The organism is Nocardia jiangxiensis NBRC 101359 (assembly GCF_000308615.1).
GTDB lineage: Bacteria > Actinomycetota > Actinomycetes > Mycobacteriales > Mycobacteriaceae > Nocardia > Nocardia jiangxiensis.
Genome location: NZ_BAGB01000076.1, coordinates 312,526 through 329,664 on the forward strand (window position 1 = coordinate 312,526; position 17,139 = coordinate 329,664).

The 17,139-nt window shown below is 67.4% G+C and carries 12 protein-coding genes and 1 pseudogene; 2 read left to right on the top strand and 11 right to left on the bottom strand.

Annotated features, from left to right (window positions below; all coding sequences use genetic code 11):
• Positions 1-104: 104 nt before the first annotated feature.
• From narI to ON40_RS34055, 4 genes are read right to left on the bottom strand one after another with little or no spacing between them, the layout of a single operon-like run.
• Entirely contained in the window at positions 105-833 is a 729-nt protein-coding gene (gene narI, locus ON40_RS34040) for a respiratory nitrate reductase subunit gamma (RefSeq protein WP_040829220.1), read from the bottom strand.
• The gene (gene narJ / locus ON40_RS34045; RefSeq protein ID WP_040829221.1) at positions 833-1,435 is read right to left on the bottom strand and encodes a nitrate reductase molybdenum cofactor assembly chaperone; all 603 of its coding nucleotides are present in this window, start codon (positions 1,433-1,435) and stop codon (positions 833-835) included. Before narJ ends, narI begins: the two co-directional genes overlap by 1 nt.
• Complete coding sequence (gene narH, locus ON40_RS34050) at positions 1,432-3,024, bottom strand: nitrate reductase subunit beta (RefSeq protein WP_040829222.1); 1,593 nt, start codon at positions 3,022-3,024, stop codon at positions 1,432-1,434. The genes narJ and narH overlap by 4 nt, the downstream gene beginning before the upstream one ends.
• Complete coding sequence (locus ON40_RS34055; RefSeq protein WP_040829223.1) at positions 3,021-6,686, bottom strand: nitrate reductase subunit alpha; 3,666 nt, start codon at positions 6,684-6,686, stop codon at positions 3,021-3,023. Before ON40_RS34055 ends, narH begins: the two co-directional genes overlap by 4 nt.
• A 212-nt stretch (positions 6,687-6,898) precedes the next feature.
• Between ON40_RS34055 and ON40_RS56240 the strand changes: the two are divergent.
• A pseudogene (locus ON40_RS56240) lies at positions 6,899-7,006 on the top strand (hypothetical protein); the annotation flags it as partial.
• Positions 7,007-7,010: 4 nt separating this feature from the next.
• Positions 7,011-7,880, top strand: coding sequence for a tellurite resistance/C4-dicarboxylate transporter family protein (locus ON40_RS34060; protein WP_051193958.1), 870 nt, complete (start codon positions 7,011-7,013; stop codon positions 7,878-7,880).
• Between the two features lie 86 nt (positions 7,881-7,966).
• Here ON40_RS34060 and ON40_RS34065 read toward each other — a convergent pair whose 3' ends face one another.
• The 7 genes from ON40_RS34065 to ON40_RS34095 all read right to left on the bottom strand — a co-directional run bounded on the left by ON40_RS34065 (position 7,967) and on the right by ON40_RS34095 (position 17,054).
• A complete protein-coding gene (locus ON40_RS34065) occupies positions 7,967-9,154 on the bottom strand; it encodes a Cmx/CmrA family chloramphenicol efflux MFS transporter (RefSeq protein ID WP_040829224.1) in 1,188 nt (395 codons plus the stop codon).
• A gap of 117 nt (positions 9,155-9,271) precedes the next feature.
• Entirely contained in the window at positions 9,272-9,844 is a 573-nt protein-coding gene (locus tag ON40_RS34070) for a TetR/AcrR family transcriptional regulator (protein ID WP_040829225.1), read from the bottom strand.
• 52 nt (positions 9,845-9,896) lie between these two features.
• On the bottom strand, positions 9,897-10,892 hold the full coding sequence (locus ON40_RS34075; protein ID WP_040829391.1) for an acrylyl-CoA reductase family protein: 996 nt from the start codon (positions 10,890-10,892) through the stop codon (positions 9,897-9,899).
• A 77-nt stretch (positions 10,893-10,969) separates the two neighbouring features.
• Positions 10,970-12,829, bottom strand: coding sequence for a hypothetical protein (locus ON40_RS34080; protein ID WP_245568103.1), 1,860 nt, complete (start codon positions 12,827-12,829; stop codon positions 10,970-10,972).
• A gap of 102 nt (positions 12,830-12,931) precedes the next feature.
• Entirely contained in the window at positions 12,932-13,717 is a 786-nt protein-coding gene (locus ON40_RS34085; protein WP_040829226.1) for an enoyl-CoA hydratase/isomerase family protein, read from the bottom strand.
• Positions 13,718-13,788: 71 nt separating this feature from the next.
• On the bottom strand, positions 13,789-14,856 hold the full coding sequence (locus ON40_RS34090; protein WP_040829227.1) for a DNA polymerase IV: 1,068 nt from the start codon (positions 14,854-14,856) through the stop codon (positions 13,789-13,791).
• Between the two features lie 86 nt (positions 14,857-14,942).
• Positions 14,943-17,054 (bottom strand): hypothetical protein, encoded by a 2,112-nt coding sequence (locus ON40_RS34095; protein WP_040829228.1) that lies wholly within the window; start codon positions 17,052-17,054, stop codon positions 14,943-14,945.
• Positions 17,055-17,139: the final 85 nt, after the last annotated feature.

The window sequence follows — 17,139 nt, forward strand, 5'->3', positions numbered from 1 at the left end:
GTCGACGACGAAGCCGAAGGGGGTCTGTCAGATCAGATCCCGTTCGAGGCTGTAGACGAAGCTCGCGCAACCGGTCGTGGTACGACCGAGGATAAAGGGGGACTTCAGCTTTCGATCGGTTCCCAGCCGCGCCGCGCAGCGCGTTCCCCGGCGGCCTGCTTCGGATCGCGGTAGCGGTAGACGATGTAGGGACGGAACAGGTATTGCACCGGGGCGCTGAACATGTGGACCAGGCGGGTGAACGGGACCAGCGCGATCAGGAGCATGCCGATCACGGCGTGGACCTGATAGGCGACCGGGACCGAACTCATCAGGGCGGGGCTGGGATCGAGGATGAAGATGTGCCGGACCCAGGGGGCGACGGTGGTGCGGTAGTCGTAGCCGTGCGAGAGGGTCGAGTGGGTGAGTTCGGCGAACAGGCCCAGGAAGATCGCCGAGAGCAGGAACAGGTACATCACCTTGTCGTTGCGGGTCGTCGCGCGGAACACCGGCGCGTGGGTGCGGCGGCGCAGGACCAGCAGCAGCACACCGGCGATGGCGAGCACACCCGCGATCGTGCCGCCGATCAGGGACAGCAGATGGTATTGATATTCACCCAACCCCAGTGCGCTGGTCCAGCTTTCGGGGATGAACAGACCCATGAGATGGCCGACCAGGACGAACAGGATGCCGTAGTGGAACATCGGCGAGGCGATGTTGAGCAGCCGCGATTCGTAAGGTTCGGAGGATCGGGTGGTCCAGCCGAACTTGTCGTAGCGGTGCCGCCAGAACAATCCGCCGATCAGCGATATCAGGGCGATGTAGGGCAGTGCGCCCCAGAGGAATACCTGCATCAGTGACCTCCGTTGCCGAGCACGGGCAGTAGATCGAGATGACCGTAGGGGGACAGGCCGACGGTCTCGGTGGCCGGACCGGACCGCGCCAGCGCACGCGCGGCGGCGCGATCGCGCGGCGTCGGGCCGGGCAGGCTCGAGCACAGCGCGTTCAGGACGTGCACATACGGCGTGTCGACCTCGTCCAGCGCCAGACGCAGCAGTTCCAGACCCGGCCGATGCTCCAGCAGCAGATCGGAAGATCCGGTGGCAGCGCAGAATTCGAGGATGACGGGCAGGTAGTCGGGCAGTTCGGTGTCGCGCAACTGCATCCCGTGCTCGCGATAGATCTGCTTGAGCCGGGCCAGCGAACCGCCGCGCCGACGCGTATCGCCGTCCTGCCACCAGGTCAGATGCAGGCAGTGCCGGTTGTGGAAATCGAAGACCTGCACGTACTGCTCGCACAGCGCGGCCCGCCCGAGGGTGGCGGCGCGTTCGAGGAACGGCCGCAGCGCGGGCGCACCCGCGCTGAACAGCGGCAATCTCTCGAAGAGGCGATCGTCGGGATAGTCCAGGCAGTGCGCGGCGGCCTGGTACAACACCGGAACCGAATGACCGTTCATCGATGGTCCTCATCGGCGGTCTGCCGCCGACGCAGCAGATGGAAGTTCTCGACCGTCATGAGCGGCAACAACTTTCGCCCGGAATCGTCCCCGAGCGGACCGGTCGCGCCCATGCCGGGACCGCCGTCGTAGTCCAGACTGCACCCGTCGGGCAGCATGGCTTCCTCGAGCTGCTGCGCCTCGCCCGCGGCCGCGGTCGGAATCACATAGCGCTCATCGTATTTGGCGATCGCCAGCAGCCGGAACATCTCCCGCAGTTCGGCGCCGGTCATGCCGACCGCCTCGGGAATCGATTCATCGGGTGCATCGCCGAGATTGATGTCGCGGTGATACGAACGCATGGCCGCGAGCCGGGCCAGCGCATCCTTGACCGGGACCACATCGCCCGCGGTGAACAGCTCGGCCAGATATTCCATCGGAATACGCAGCGAATCGATCGCGCCGAAAAGATGTCCGGCGTCCTCGCCGTCGAATCCGGTCTCGGACAGCGAATCGACCACCGGCGACAGCGGCGGGACGTACCAGACCATCGGCATGGTGCGAAATTCCGGATGCAGCGGAAGCGCGACACGATATTTGCTGATCAGCGCGTGCACCGGCGAGCGGCGGGCGGCATCGATCCAGTCCGCCGGAATTCCGGCCCGCTCGGCCTCGTGCCGCACCTGCGGATCCTCCGGATCCAGGAAAACACCCAGCTGCGCCTCGTAGAGATCGGTGTCCGACGGGGTCGAGGCCGCCTCGGTCACGCGGTCCGCGTCGTAGAGCACCACGCCCAGATACCGCAGCCGCCCGACGCAGGTCTCCGAACACACCGTCGGCAGCCCGACCTCCATCCGCGGATAGCACAGCGTGCACTTCTCGGCCTTGCCGGTCTTGTGGTTGAAGTAGATCTTCTTGTACGGACACCCCGTCACGCACATCCGCCAGCCGCGGCAGCGGTCCTGATCGACCAGCACGATGCCGTCCTCACCGCGCTTGTACAGCGCACCGGACGGGCACGAGGCCACGCATGCCGGATTCAGGCAGTGTTCGCAGATCCGCGGCAGATAGAACATGAACGTCTGCTCGAACTCGAATTTCACCTTTTCCGAGGCGGTTTCGCGAACCTTGCGGACGATCGGATCCTGGTCGCCGAATTCGGTGGCGCCGCCGAGGTTGTCGTCCCAGTTGGCGCTCCACTCGATCCGCATCGGCTTGCCCGACAACAGCGAACGCGGCGGCGCGACCGGATAATCGTCACCGAGCGGCGCCTCGGTCAGCGCGCGATAGTCGTAGCTCCATGGCTCGTAGTAGTCCCGGATCACCGGCAGCACCGGATTTCCGAAGATGGACAACAGCTTTCGCAGCCGACCGCCGGCCTTCAACTTCAATCGGCCGCGCCGGTCCAGCGTCCAGCCGCCGCGCCAGCGGTCCTGATCCTCGTACCGGCGCGGATATCCCAGTCCCGGACGGGTTTCCACATTGTTGAACCAGGCGTACTCCATGCCGCCGCGATTGGTCCAGGTCTGTTTGCACGTCACCGAGCAGGTGTGACACCCGATGCACTTGTCCAGATTCATCACCATTGCCAGCTGCGCCATCGGTTTCATCGGTACTGCACCTCCTGGGAGCGGCGGCGGATCACGGTCACCTCGTCACGTTGATTCCCGGTCGGCCCGAAATAGTTGAACCCCCAGCACAATTGGGCATAACCGCCGATGAGGTGGGTCGGTTTGAGCAGCAGCCGGGTCAGCGAGTTGTGTATCCCGCCGCGACGTCCGGTGTGTTCGGTGCGCGGGACGTTCACCGTGCGCTCCTGCGCGTGATGCATGTAGACGGTGCCCGCGGGCATCCGATGCGAGACGACCGCGCGGGCCACCACGACGCCGTTGCGGTTCACCGCCTCGATCCAGTCGTTGTCCGCCACCCCGATCGATTCGGCGTCCGGCGGCGACATCCAGATCACCTGTCCGCCGCGCGAGAGCGAGAGCATGAACAGGTTGTCCTGGTATTCGGAGTGGATCGACCACTTGTTGTGCGGGGTGAGGTAGCGGACGGTGACCTGGCGCTGACCGTCGGGCCCGAGTTCGGGTTCGCCGAACAACCGGCTCATGTCCAGCGGCGGACGATAGACCGGCAGACATTCGCCGACCTCGGACATCCAGTCGTGGTCCAGGAAGAACTGCTGCCGTCCGGTCAGGGTGTGCCACGGTCTGAGCTGCTCGACGTTCTGGGTGAAGGCGGTGTACCGGCGGCCGCCGGTCTCACTGCCCGACCACTCCGGCGAGGTGATCACCGGAACGGGTGCGGACTGGGTGTCGGCGTAGTGCACCCGCTTGCCCTCGTGCTCGGCGGCCAGGTCGGCCATCGGCTGCCCGGTGCGGCGCTCGAGCGTGCGGAAGCCCTGAGTTGCCAAGTGGCCGTTGGTGGTTCCGGACAGCGACAGAATGGTGTCGGCCGCGTGCACCGCGGTCTCGATGCGCGGACGTCCCGCCGCCGGACCCGATTCGACCACGCCGTTGAGCGAGCCCAGATAGGCGACCTCCGCGTCGGGTCGCAGGGCGATCCCCTTCACCGGCAGGCCGAGTTCCTCCACCAGCGGTCCCAGCGCCGCGAATTTGGCTCCGATCGCGGTGTAGTCACGTTCGACGACGGTGAGCGTCGGAAAGGTGCGGCCGGGCACCGGCGCGCATTCACCTCGCCGCCAGTCCCGCACCACGCCGCCCGGTTGCGCCATTTCCCCTGGTGTGTCGTGCTGTAGCGCCGTGGCCACCAGATCGTGCCGGACACCGAGATGTTCGCGGGCCAGTTCGCTGAGCCGATCGGCCAGCGCGCGGAAGATCTCGAAATCGGTGCGCGCCTGCCAGGGCGGATCGACCGCGGGGGAGAACGAGTGCACGAACGGGTGCATATCGGTGGAGGACAGATCGTGTTTCTCGTACCAGGTCGCCGCGGGCAGCGTGATATCCGACAGCAGCGTCGAGGAGGTCATCCGGAAGTCCAGGGAGACCAGCAGATCCAACTTTCCCTCGGGGGCCTCGTTGTGCCACCGCACATCTCGCGGACGCGATCGCCGGGGTGGCTCCTGCGCGGACAGCGAGGACTGGGTGCCCAGCAGATGTTTCGTGAAATATTCCGCGCCCTTGGCCGAGGAGCCGAGCAGATTGGCCCGCCACAGCATCAGCACCCGCGGCCAGTTGCGCGGGTCGTCCGGATCCTCGATGGCGAATTTCAAGGTGCCGGAGAGGATTTCGTTGACCGCCCGGCCGACCGCGTGTTCTCCCTCGCCGAGTTCGAGCGGATTGCGGTCGAAGGTCGGATAGGACGGCATCCAGCCCAGCCGGGTGGCCTGGGCCAGGCAGTCGATCGCGGTCATCCCCGCGAAACGTCCGGCGCCCAGCGGTGAGGCCAGGGTATCGGCGGTGAACCGGTCGTACCGCCACTGATCGGTGTGCACGAACCAGTGCCCGGTGCCGATGGCCTGGCGGGCCGGACGCGCCCAGTCGATCGCACCGGCGAGAGTGGCCCATCCGGTGAACGGCCGCACCTTCTCCTGGCCGACGTAATGCGCCCACCCGCCGCCGTTACGACCCTGACATCCGGTGAGCTGCAACAACGCCAGAAATGTTCGATAGATCGTCTCGGAGTGGAACCAGTGGTTGGTGCCCGCGCCCATCAGGATCATGCACCGGCCGCGCGACTTCTCCGCGGTGGCCGCGAATTCCCGGGCGATCCGGATACACGCCGCGGCCGGGACCGAAGTATGTTCCTCCTGCCAGGCGGGAGTGCCGGGACCGGCCGGATCGTCGTAGGACTCGGGCCAGTCGCCGGGCAACTCGCCGCGTCCGACGCCGTAGCCGGCCAGCAGCAGGTCGAAGACGGTGGTGACCAGCGGACCGTCCGGGCTCAGGCGTCGCGCGGGCACGCCGCGTCGCAGCACCTCGCCGCGACTCTGGGCGTCCGCGCCGCCGTCGGTGTCGAAGCGCGGCAACAACACCGGCACGCCGTCGCCGCGGCCGTACAGGGTCAGTACCGGGACGATCGAGCCCAGGTCCAGATTCCAGTGTCCCGCACCGGATTCGGACCAGCGGAAGCCGAGCGATCCGGGCGGCACCGCGGGTTCACCGGTATTCTCGTCCAGCACAACGGTTTTCCACTCCGCTTCCTCGCTGGTGTCGCCGATGTCGGCCGCGCGCACGAATTTGCCCGGCACCCAGGCATCCTCGTGTTCCTCGAGCATGACCAGGAAGGGCAGATCGGTGAACCGGCGCACGTAATCGGTGAAGAACGGGACCTGCCGATCCACGAAACATTCGCGCAGGATCACATGCCCCATCGCCGTGGCCAGCGCGGCATCGGTGCCCGGATGCGGATGCAACCACTGATCGGCGAATTTCGCGTTGTCGGCGTAATCCGGTGCGACCACGACGACCTTCTGACCGCGATAGCGGGCCTCGGCCATCCAGTGCGCGTCCGGGGTTCGGGTGACCGGGACGTTCGAACCCCACATGATCAGATAGGCCGCATCCCACCAGTCGCCCGATTCGGGGACGTCGGTCTGATCGCCGAACACCTGCGGCGAGGCCACCGGCAGATCGGCGTACCAGTCGTAGAAGGACAGCATCGGCGCGCCGATCAACGCCATGAATCGCGCGCCCGCCGCATGCGAGACCATCGACATGGCCGGGATCGGGGAGAATCCGGCGATCCGGTCCGGGCCGTGCGTGGCGATCGTGTGCACATGTGCGGCGGCGATGATCTCCAGCGCCTCGTCCCACTGCGCGCGCACCAGCCCGCCCTTGCCCCGGGCCTGTTGATATTCCAGTCGCCGGGCCGCATCGGACTGGATCTCCGCCCAGGCCAGCACCGGATCCCCGGTGCGCTTTCTGGCCTTGCGATACATGTCCAGCAGGACGCCGCGGATGTACGGATAGCGCACGCGGGTCGGGGAATAGGTGTACCAGGAGAAGGACGCACCGCGCGGACAGCCGCGCGGCTCGTACTCCGGGCGGTCCGGGCCCACCGACGGATAATCGGTCGCCTGCGTCTCCCAGGTGATGATGCCGTCCTTGACGTACACCTTCCAGCGGCAGGATCCGGTGCAGTTCACGCCGTGCGTGGAGTAGACGATCTTGTCGTGACTCCAGCGGTCGCGGTAGAAGACGTCGCCCTCGGTGCCGCCGCGATATACGACGCTGTGCAGATCGGGTGAGTTGTCGCCCCGATGGAAGTACTTGCCCGTCTCGAGAATCAGTGCGTCCGGTTCCGCCATGGTGTTGCGATCCTTTCGACCGTCGGGGCGGGCACCACCTCGACCGACTGTATCGTTCGCGCGGCGAATATTTGGCAACTTTCCGGCGGTGGGCTGCGCGGCGGGCTGCGGATACCTCGTCATCGCATGTCAGACTGGCGCGCGCGGATGAGTCGGACGACGACCGTGCCGCATCCCTGCGAAATCTGAAGCCCGCCTGGTTCGCCTCGGTGATGGCCACCGGCATCGTCGCGCGCGCAGTCTCGGGCGCCGGCTGGCAATGGGGCGGCGACACACTGCTGATCATCGGCCTGCTGGCCTTCGCCGGACTGACGATCGCCATGGTTGCCCGGGCGATTCGCCATCCGCGCGAGATGGCGGCCGACGCCGGGAATCCGTCGGTCGGGATTCACCTGTCTGACCTTCGTCGCCGGGGCCGGGGTGCTGTCCACCGGACTGAGCAGCCACGGCATGGCGGCCGCGGCACTGGCTCTGCTGGCCGTGGCCACGATCGCCTGGCTCATTCTCTGCTATCTGATTCCGGCCGGATTCATGGTGCACCACAACACCGCTGTGGGGATGACCGGCGCGGACGGCACCTGGCTGCTGTGGGTGGTCGGCACCCAATCGCTGGCCGTGGCCGCCAGCGCCCTGCCCGCGCCGTGGGCGCACCGGTTCGCCACCCCCGCACTGCTGGCCTGGTCGGTCGGCACCGTGCTGTACGGCATCGTGGCGGCGCTGGTGCTCGGCGCGCTGTTCGCCAAGGAGCTCATCCCCGCGACCCTGGTGCCGCCCTACTGGATCTTCATGGGCGCCACCGCGATCAGCGTCCTGGCCGCCGCCGAACTCATCGACCGCACATCCGATCACGTGGTCTCGCTGACCCATCCGATGCTGATCGGCGCGGGCGTGGTGCTGTGGGCATTCGGTACCTGGCTGATTCCCGCACTGCTGATCGCCGGGGTCTGGCGATACGTGATCGAACACTTCCGCCGGGGCTTCGATCCGGCGCTGTGGAGCATCGTGTTCCCGATCGGCATGCACGGCGTCGGGACCCGCGAATTCGGTCTGGCGGTGGGGGAATCGTGGATGGTCACGTTCGGGCGGGCCGAAGCATGGGTGGCGCTGGCGGCCTGGGTCGTGGTCGCGGGCGCCACGGTCGGGCAGTACGTGCCGTTGTTCCGGCGGCGAGCCGTCCCGCAGGATTGCCTGTAATCGATACCAATCCAGGCAATCTCGACGGAAGTCGCCGAGATCGCCTGGGGTTGAGCCTGTTCCGGGGTGGGCATACGCGGGCGACATCACGCGTCGGCCGGGGCGAGGTCCTGCGGGGTGGGCGCGGGGGCGGTGCGGCGTTCCAGGGTGAAGGAGACCGCGACCAGGGCGAGAGCGGCAAGGCCCAGGGCCAGGCCGATCCAGCCGATCGAGGGATAGCCCATGCCCGCGGTGATGGCCAGGCCGCCGAGCCAGGGGCCTGCGGTGATGCCGACGTTGAAGGAGGCGACATTGCCCGCCGCACCGAGGGTGGCGGCCTCGGGGGCGAGGGTGAACACGCGGCTGTTGAGGACGGGGTTGATGCCGAAACCGAAGGCCCCCAACAGGAATGCCAGGATCGTCGTCACGATGGCCTGGTGCGCGAAGATCGCCAGGAGTCCCGAGGCGAGGCAGACGCCCGTGATACCCAGGGCGAGAGTGCGAGTCGGGTGGGCGTCGGCGGTCCGGCCGCCGACGGCGATGCCGAGTACCGAGCCGATCCCGTAGAGCGCCAGGACGACGGGCACCCAGCCGGCGGACAGTCGCGTCGTCTCGGTCAGCAGGGTGCCGAGGTATCCGAAGCTGACCAGTAGTGCGGCGGTGGCCACCGTGGTCGTTCCGTACAGCAGCAGGACCGGACCCGATACCAGTGCCCGGATTTCCCTGCCGACGCGCGGGACCGTATCGGGACGTCCACCGGGCACCTTGGCCAGTACGCCGAACATCGCGAGCACCGACATCGCGGCCACCGTCCAGAATGCCCCGCGCCAGCCGAAATGCTGGCCGATGAAGGTGCCCGCGGGCAGCCCGACGACCGTCGCGACGGTCAATCCGCCCGCGACGATGCTCATCGCCCGGCCGCGCATATCCGCGGGCACCAGGCCGACCGCCGTCGCGGAGGCCACCGCCCAGAATCCGGCGTACACGAAGGCGCCGACCATACGCGCGGCGAACAGCACCCAGTAGTCCGAGGTCAGCGCATCGACGATCTGCGCGAGGACGAAGACCGCGAGGAATGCCAGCAGTGCGGTGCGGCGGGACCAGCGTTGCGTCGCGACGGCCAGAACCGGTGCGCCGATCAGCATGCCCAGGGCGAAGGCCGAGATCAGCAGTCCGGCCTGCGGTACGGAAACACCCAGGTCACCGGATATCTCGGTGAGCAGACCGGTGAGCATGAGTTCCGAAGTGCCCTGGGCGAATATGGACAGGCCCAGGATGTAGACGGCCAACGGCATCGGGTGATCCTCCAGTTTTAGAATGTTCAGTACAAAACTCGGGCAGGTGAAGTTCGAGGAGTGGATTCGGTTGCGCCGGAAGGCGCGACTCAGCGGTTCGCGGTCAGCGGATACCGATCACAGGCAACTCAGTGCGACGGTCGCGATCCCGACCAGGGTCTCGCGAGACGCACCGCCGCGCGCGGCGACCCGCATACCGCCGATCGTCGCGACGACGAATTGCGCCAGATCGGCGGGGGCCCTGGACTTGTCGATCTCACCGGCATGCTGCCCGGCCGCGAGCGTCGCGACCAGCGCGGCCAGACGCCGGTCGCGGTCGGCCGCCAGCAGGGCGGCCATCTCGTCATCGCGCAGGCCGAATTCGACGGTCGCGTTCACCACCAGACAGCCGAGCGGATCACCCTCGGGCGAGTCGACGACCTGCCACAGCAGTGCCCGCACCTTGTCCGCGGCCGAACCCGGACCGTCGAGCACCTCGAAGACACCGGCGTTCTTCTCGGCCATGTACCGGCGCAGCGCGCGTTCGAACAGATCACGCTTGCTGACGAAGGTGTTGTAGATGCTGCTGCGCCCCAGACCTGTTGCGGCACAGAGATCTTGCGTCGAGGTTCCCTCGTAGCCCGCGGACCAGAACGCGCGCATCGCCGCGTCCACCGCCTGCGTCTCGTCGAACTGCTTGGGTCGCGCCACGGCACGACCCTAACAGGTTTTGGATCTATCTGTCCAAAACTGATTCGGCGACTCAGAACTCCCCGGCGACGCCCAGAACCGTGCGACCCGAGTGCTGCCCCTCCCGGATGGCGCGCAGCACCGACTCGGCCTCGGTGATCGGGGCGTAGTTCTCCACCTCGGACAGATGCCGCGGTTTGAGGTCCTTGCCCAGGCGGGTCCACAGGGCACGGCGCTGCTCGATCGGGAACTGCACCGAATCGATGCCGAGCAGCGCGACGCCGCGCAGGATGAAGGGCATGACCGTGGTGGGCAGGCCGGTGCCGCCGGTGAGTCCGCTGACCGCGGCCGCGCCGCCGTATTCGATCGTGCTGAGTATGTAGGCGAGGGATTTGCCGCCGACGCTGTCCACCGCGGCGGCCCACTGTGCTTTGCCGAGCGGACGGATCTTCGCCTCGGGATCCTCGGGCAGACGACCGATCACCGACTTCGCGCCGAGTGCCGAAAGCCGCTCGCCCGCATCGGTTTTCCCGGTGGAGGCGACCACCTCGAAACCGAGCCCGGCCAGGATGTCGACCGCGACGCTGCCGACGCCGCCGGTCGCGCCGGTGACCAGGACCGGACCGGCATCGGGGGTCAGGCCGCGATCCAGGAGCGCCTGCACACTCATCGCCGCGGTGAATCCGGCGGTGCCCAGCGCCGCGGCCTCGCGCGGGGTGAGACTGTCGAGTCCGACCACCCATTCGGCCGGAACCCGGGCGTATTCGGCGAATCCGCCGTGGTGTGCGACGCCGATGTCGTAGCCGTGCGCGATCACCCGATCGCCGGGTGCGAACGCCGGATCCTCCGACGCGGACACCTCACCGATGATGTCGATTCCCGGGATGATCGGATAGTTGCGCACCACCCCGCCGCCGGGCGTGATCGCCAGCCCGTCCTTGAAGTTCGCACTCGAATAGTGCACCTTGATCGTCACCGTGCCCGGCCCGAGGAAGTCGTCGCCGACCTCCTCGCGCGCCAGCGCGACCCCGTCGCCCGTCTCGTGTGCCACCATCGCCCAGAACGCCATGGGTCCGAGCATAGGGCGGCCACGCCCGTCGGGCGACGCTCGCGGCGGTCCCTCGGGCTGCGAATCCGCGCGACCGCTCACCGGGAATAGGAAGCGACGCCGACCGGGCCCGCGCCCAGGCACAGATGCAAACCCGGTGTGGGAGCGCCGATGCGCAGCAGGGTGCCGCCGCCGATGACGCGGACGTAGACCGTGTTCAGGCCCGCACGGACCGGAGCCACGATGGTTTCACCGTGTTCCAGGGCGACGGTGATGTGTCCGTCACGACTGGCCAGGTAGTTGAGCTGGGCGGTCCAGGCATTGTCGATCATCGGGCCGTCGAGGGGGATCGGGATCGGCTGGGCACCGGATATCGCGTAGCCGCAACCGCGGACCGGACCGCGGCGGATGCCCCGGTTCCACCAGACCTGGGCGTCGACGATTCGGCCGTCATCGGTGATCATCCGCAGGTGGGGCGTGGCGTGCGCGAACATCGTCGCGGGTGCGAGGGGGGACAGGGCCACGCTGATCCGGTTCAGCGGATATGCCAAGGGGTTCAGCACCTTCCACGGCACCTCCTGTTCGAGCAGGGGTGGGCCGCCGGCGGCCAGCTCGGATTTCGCGGTGGTGAGATAGTCCCGGGTCGGGTTGACGGACCAGGATCGGCTGAAGGTGATCGTCGACCACAGACTGCTCACCACGAACACCGCCACCAGCGCGACCACGATCGGCGGCCGCACCCCGGGCCGATCCGCCCGCCGCGGCCCGGCCCGCAGCAGCAGGGCCCCGGCGACGGTCAGCGGAACGGCCAGATCCGCGAGGTAGCGCAGCGATTGGGTCAGCTCGTCGGTGGTGTTCGGCCCGCCCCGGATCAGCGCCACCGGCAGCTGCGCGGCCAGCACGTAGACCACCACGGCCAGCCAGACCGGCCACACCCGACGCCGGGTCCGGATCGAATACAGCACGACCGTGCCGACGATCAGCCAGGCCAGTACCACCGCCCAGGCGGGCGGTACCGCCCACGGGGTCGAGGGCACCCACCGCTCCCAACTCCACGGCCCGCCCACCAGCGCGGGCACGATGCCGCGCGATATCGCGTGATGCAGCAGCGCCCGCACCCCCGCCGGGGTACTGCGCACCGCCGAGACGCGCACCACCGTGAGATAGATTGCGCCCCAGCACATCAGCACCGCCGCGGAGCCGATCCACAACCGCGCCCCGCGCCGCGCGACCGTGCGGATCGCGCGATCGCCGCCGTCGACGTACCGGACCAGCCCCGCCACGACGAAGGCCACGAACGGCACGATCACCGACTTCTCGAAGAACAGCAGCGCCACCACCAGCACCACACAGCCGGACACCGCGTACCGGGCCCGCCCGGTCCGGATCAGCAGCAGCGCATCCCCCACGAACCAGGCCAGCGCGATCTGCAGCGGCAACGCGTTCAGCGCCGCGGACCACCAGGCGAACGCGGGCAACGTCAGGGGGCAGAACAGGTAGAACGCCAGCGGGATCAGAATCGTCCACCGAGCGCGGCGAGCCACCCGGGCGCCACCCGTCCCGTACTCGGGCGAGGTCAGCACCAGCAACATCCGCAACACCGCGGCCGAGGCGATCAGCTGCAACACCAGCATCGAGATCACCGGACCGGCCCACACATACGGTCCCAGCCGCGTGATCACCCAGGCGACGGCGAACGCCGCGGGCATGAAATGCCCGTCGTGGTCGTACAGCAGCAGATTCGCCGAGAACAGCGGAAACCGCCCCGCACGCCCGGAGAGAATCAGATCGTCCCAGTAGAAGAAGCCCCGCCCGGCCACCCACCCTCGAACTACCAGCTGCACCACGATGAGTCCGACAGCCGCCGCCAACGGCCCGCGCACCCACCCCCGACGCACCGTATCGGTCACCTGCGATGTGGACACCGCCTCCGACGATCCGGCAGAAGCGACATCCATGGCAACCCACCCTAGTGGCGATTTCCGAATCCGTCGGTTGTGATCGATGCCCACTACCGCGCGACCGGATGCGTGCCCGCACGCACCGTGCGGGCGCGCGGCTCAGTTGAACTTCGGGGCGCGTTTGTCCAGGAAGGCGGCGATTCCCTCGGTGCCGTCGGCGTCATCGGCGACGGTGGAGATGAAGGAGGCTTCGCGGGCGAGCTGTTCCTCGAGGGTGTGGTCGGGGCTGACCAGCAGGAGTTTCTTGACATTGGCGTTGCTGTGCCGGGGACCTGCGGCGAACTGGGCGGCCAGTTCCTCGACGGTGGCGGTGAGGTCGGCGTCGGGGACGACGCGGTGCAGCAGATTCCAGTCCAGGGCCTCGGCCGCGGACAGGGTGCGGTTGAAGTACATCAGTTCCTGGGTGCGGCGCAGGCCGATCAGCCGGGGCAGGTAGTAGGACGCGCCGCCGTCGGGGCTCAGGCCCGCCTTGGTGTAGGCCATGGTGAACGCGGCCGATTCGGCGGCGACCACCACGTCACCGGTCACCGCGAGGCTGAAGCCCGCACCTGCAGCGGTGCCGTTCACCGCGACGATCAGCAGCGCCTCCATCCGCGCGAACGACGAGATCGCCGCGTGCAGATTGTCCGCCAGATGCTTGACGTAGGTTCCCGCGCCGCTCTCCTGCGCCGCCATCGCCTTCAGATCGCCGCCCGCGCAGAAGAACCGGCCCGAGCCGGTCAGCGTGACGACCTTCAGCTCGGGATCGTCGGCGATCAGGGATGCCACCTCCGCCAGCTCGCGGCCGAGAACATGATCGATTCCGTTGGCCGCCTTCGGCCGGTTCAGGGTGATCCGAGCGATATTTCCGGTGCGCTCGAACTCGATCGTCTGGTACTGGCTCATGAGGGCTCCCTCTCCATTGCGTCCGCATCCAATGTGACATACGGCGCATACCGTGCGGAGAGTCGGGAGGGCTATTCCGGCAGCAGTTCCAGGCGGACACCGAGCAGGCGGATGGGCCGGTCCAACTCGAAGCGACCCAGGATCTCCAGCGCGACCTGCCCGATCTCGGCCACATCGGTCGTCGGTTCGGGGAGTTTGCGCTGTTTGGTGCGAGTGTAGAAGGTGTTGGTGCGCACCGTGACTCCCACCCGCACGGTGACGCGTCCGGTCTCGGCGACCTCCTCGGCCACCGCGGTCGCCAGCCGCAGCACCGCGGCATCCAGCTCGGCGCGTTCGGTGAGGTCGTGCGGGAAGGTCTCGGATTTGCTGTGGCCCACCGGAATTCGCGGCTCGGTGACCACGTCCGTATCGCCCGCACCGCGGCCCAGCAGCCACAGATACGGTCCCGTGCTGGGACCGAATTCGGCGGCGAGCACCTGCCGGTCCGCCGCGGCGAGTTCGGCGACGGTGGTTATCCCCAGGTCGGCCAGCCGTTTGGCGATGCGCGAGCCGATACCCCACAGTGCGCTGGTCGGGCGGTGCGCCATCAGCTCGGACCAGTTCTCGGCGGTGAGCCGGAAGATTCCGGTTCGCGCATCGGAGACCTCCTGCGCCGAATCGCCGCTCTTACCCACGGATTTGGCGAATCCGGTGGCGAGTTTCGCCCGAAGCTTGTTGTCCCCGAGGCCGATTGCGCAGGTCAGATCCAATTCCTCGATGGCGCTGCGGATCTCGCGGGCCAACTGTTCGGGATCGTCGGTATCGGCGGCCAGGAACGCCTCGTCCCAGCCGAGCACCTCCACCCGGACCGGGAAGGTGCGCAGCAGATCCATCACCTCCTCGGACGCCTCGGAGTAGGTGGCCATGTCCAGCGGGAGGAATATCGCGTCCGGGCATTTGCGGGCCGCGGTGCGCAGCGGCATCCCGGCGTGCACCCCGTAGCCGCGCGCCGGATACGACGCGCAGGTCACGACCTTGCGAGGCTCGTCCGGATCCCCGTTGCCGCCCACGATGACCGGGCGGCCCCGCAGTTCCGGGTGACGGCGAAATTCCACCGCCGCCTGAAACTGATCCAGATCGACATGCAGCAACAAGCGCACCCCCGCCTCTCCGCGTCCTTTGCGTGTAGCTGGGTATTCACCCAGCCTAACGTCGTCGACCCCGGGCGCAGCGGTATTGCCGCGGATCAGTACTCGTCGAGAACGCGCCGCCAGTCGGCGCCGTATTTCTGACCGAGCACGAGGTCCTCCTCGGCGAGAGCGTGCCGCTGGTATTCGTCGAAGTCGTCCATGGACTGATGCTGCACATGGTGGATCCGGGCGCGATTGGTGACGATGCTCTGCAATCCGGCGCGCCTGATCCGGTATCCGTAGTCGTGATCGGTGCCGTATCCCATCACCATGTCCAGATCCCAGAATCCCAGCCGATCGATCGTCGAACGCTTGATGAGCGTCGCGGTCGGCTCGAGCAGGGGCTGGACGGCGGCGACCTCGTCCACGCGCTCCATGAATCGGTGCGTCGAATTGTGCTGCGGGGCGATCTGCGCGTAGTCCTGCGAGGAGAACAGCACGTCGACGAGGTTGCGCAGGACAGCGTTCCCGTAGTCGAAACTCACATCGGAATTGAGCAGCCAGAACGCGTCGTAATCGTCACGGGCCGAGGCAATTCGGTATCCGGCGTACATTCCGTGCGCGAAGCCCAGGTTCCGCGGCAGTTCGTCGGTGGCGGACAGCGGTGGCTCATCGGAGCCGTTGTCGATGACGTACACCCATTTCCGCCCGTAGGCGAGCCGGTGGTTCAGGTAGCCCGCGAGCTGGTTCGTCATCTCGGCGGTGTTGAAATTCAGGACGATGATCGCGATATTCGGCTCGTCGCCCGAATGCCGCGGCAGAACCGGCCGCAGGGAGCTGGGATTCATTCTCCCGCACGGGTTGCCGCCACCCGACGGGGTCGGCGCGGGCTGGTCGCCCGGCGGGCCGGAATTCTGGTGGGCCCGCACCTCGTCGTCGGTGGCGAGTTTGTTCTCCAGGGCGAGCTGCCAGTAGCGCCGGAGAATCGGATGGTGGTGCAGTGCGCTCGCCTGTTTGCCGGAGGAGAGATGAGCGACCAGGAAACTCGGGTGGATACAGTGCCGACGTTGCAGATAGGTGGGTATCTGGACGGACAGAGCGTGTTCGTCGTCCACCATATTCGCGGACATGTAGGACAGGTCCCGGCCGAGCCAGGAGACGAAGTGCGTGGCCAGCCGGCCCGACCATTCGACGGGTGTCGGCGGAACCTGCTCGAACAGCTGCTGGTTATCGATGAAGTGGTGGTGCAGCCCGGCCGCCAGGGTGGCGCTCTCCCAGAGCCTGCCACCGAATCCACCCGGTGGCAGTTCCAATTCCATCAGGCTCGGTGGTATCGCGCCGTGTTGCTGCTGGTGATAGGCGCACACATTGTTGTTGATCACGTTCGCGGACACCAGGAAATACTCCGGATGCGCGAGGCGGAATCGCAGGAAGTCCTCCAGCTTGTCGAGCTGGAGATAGACGATGTCGTCGTCGCATTTCAGGAATACGGTGTCGGCATGGTGGTCGGCGCGGTCGGCGTAGAAGTGCAGGGCCTCGGCGAATCCGGCACGCCACCGCTCGGTGCTGTGATAGAGGTATTCCTTCGTATCCGGCAGTCCGGTGACCCGCCATTCGCCGTCGGCGCCGTACCCGGTCTTCACGTGCACGTCGTATCCGGCGGTTGCGACGTCGGCATCGCATCGGAACACGGTGGCGCCGTCGATCGTCAGCGTCAGGCTCACCGGGTCGAGCGAGAGGCCGATGTCCCGGAATGTGTTCGCGGACAACACACCCGGGGTGAACACGTCGGTCAGCACATCGTGCGGGTGTGCCCGATCACCATCGTCCCGCACCAGGAGTTCGGCGGTGTCGACTCCCCGGAGCTGGGTGCGCTGGTTCTCCCACCCGCCGATCACGATCTCCAGAGACGGGGCATGCTCCTGCCGGGCCCGCAGGCCGAGGTGCACGTCGTGACCGGCGCGCACCCGCGCACCCCACTGTCCTACCGTCGGATCGATGCCACCCGCGGCACGGTATTCGAGGTCGTCCGCGGTGCGGCCCGGATGCGGGAAACGGGAGTGCAGCCAGTCCTCGTCGAGCTCGTCGCGGGGCAGGCTCCACACGTGCCATTCGTCCACGAGCTGGCGGTTCAGTGCCTCCCGCACGTAGCGGGCCAGCAACTCCATTCGATCCCGTCGACCGCCGAAAGTGACCAGAACCACGGACCGCCCGTCGATGATCGACATACCGCGATCCTCTCCCAACGACCTGCCCGTCACAACTCGGATCCGGGCAGCGCACCGGGGTATACCCGCTGTGGCGCAGGCCCGT

Bases quoted from the DNA above. Each gene is read 5' to 3' on its own strand.
- narI (WP_040829220.1), bottom strand. From the start codon at position 833: ATGCAGGTATTCCTCTGGGGCGCACTGCCCTACATCGCCCTGATATCG.
- narJ (WP_040829221.1), bottom strand. From the start codon at position 1,435: ATGAACGGTCATTCGGTTCCGGTGTTGTACCAGGCCGCCGCGCACTGC.
- narH (WP_040829222.1), bottom strand. From the start codon at position 3,024: ATGAAACCGATGGCGCAGCTGGCAATGGTGATGAATCTGGACAAGTGC.
- ON40_RS34055 (WP_040829223.1), bottom strand. From the start codon at position 6,686: ATGGCGGAACCGGACGCACTGATTCTCGAGACGGGCAAGTACTTCCAT.
- ON40_RS34065 (WP_040829224.1), bottom strand. From the start codon at position 9,154: ATGCCGTTGGCCGTCTACATCCTGGGCCTGTCCATATTCGCCCAGGGC.
- ON40_RS34075 (WP_040829391.1), bottom strand. From the start codon at position 10,892: ATGGCGTTCTGGGCGATGGTGGCACACGAGACGGGCGACGGGGTCGCG.
- ON40_RS34080 (WP_245568103.1), bottom strand. From the start codon at position 12,829: ATGGATGTCGCTTCTGCCGGATCGTCGGAGGCGGTGTCCACATCGCAG.
- ON40_RS34085 (WP_040829226.1), bottom strand. From the start codon at position 13,717: ATGAGCCAGTACCAGACGATCGAGTTCGAGCGCACCGGAAATATCGCT.
- ON40_RS34095 (WP_040829228.1), bottom strand. From the start codon at position 17,054: ATGTCGATCATCGACGGGCGGTCCGTGGTTCTGGTCACTTTCGGCGGT.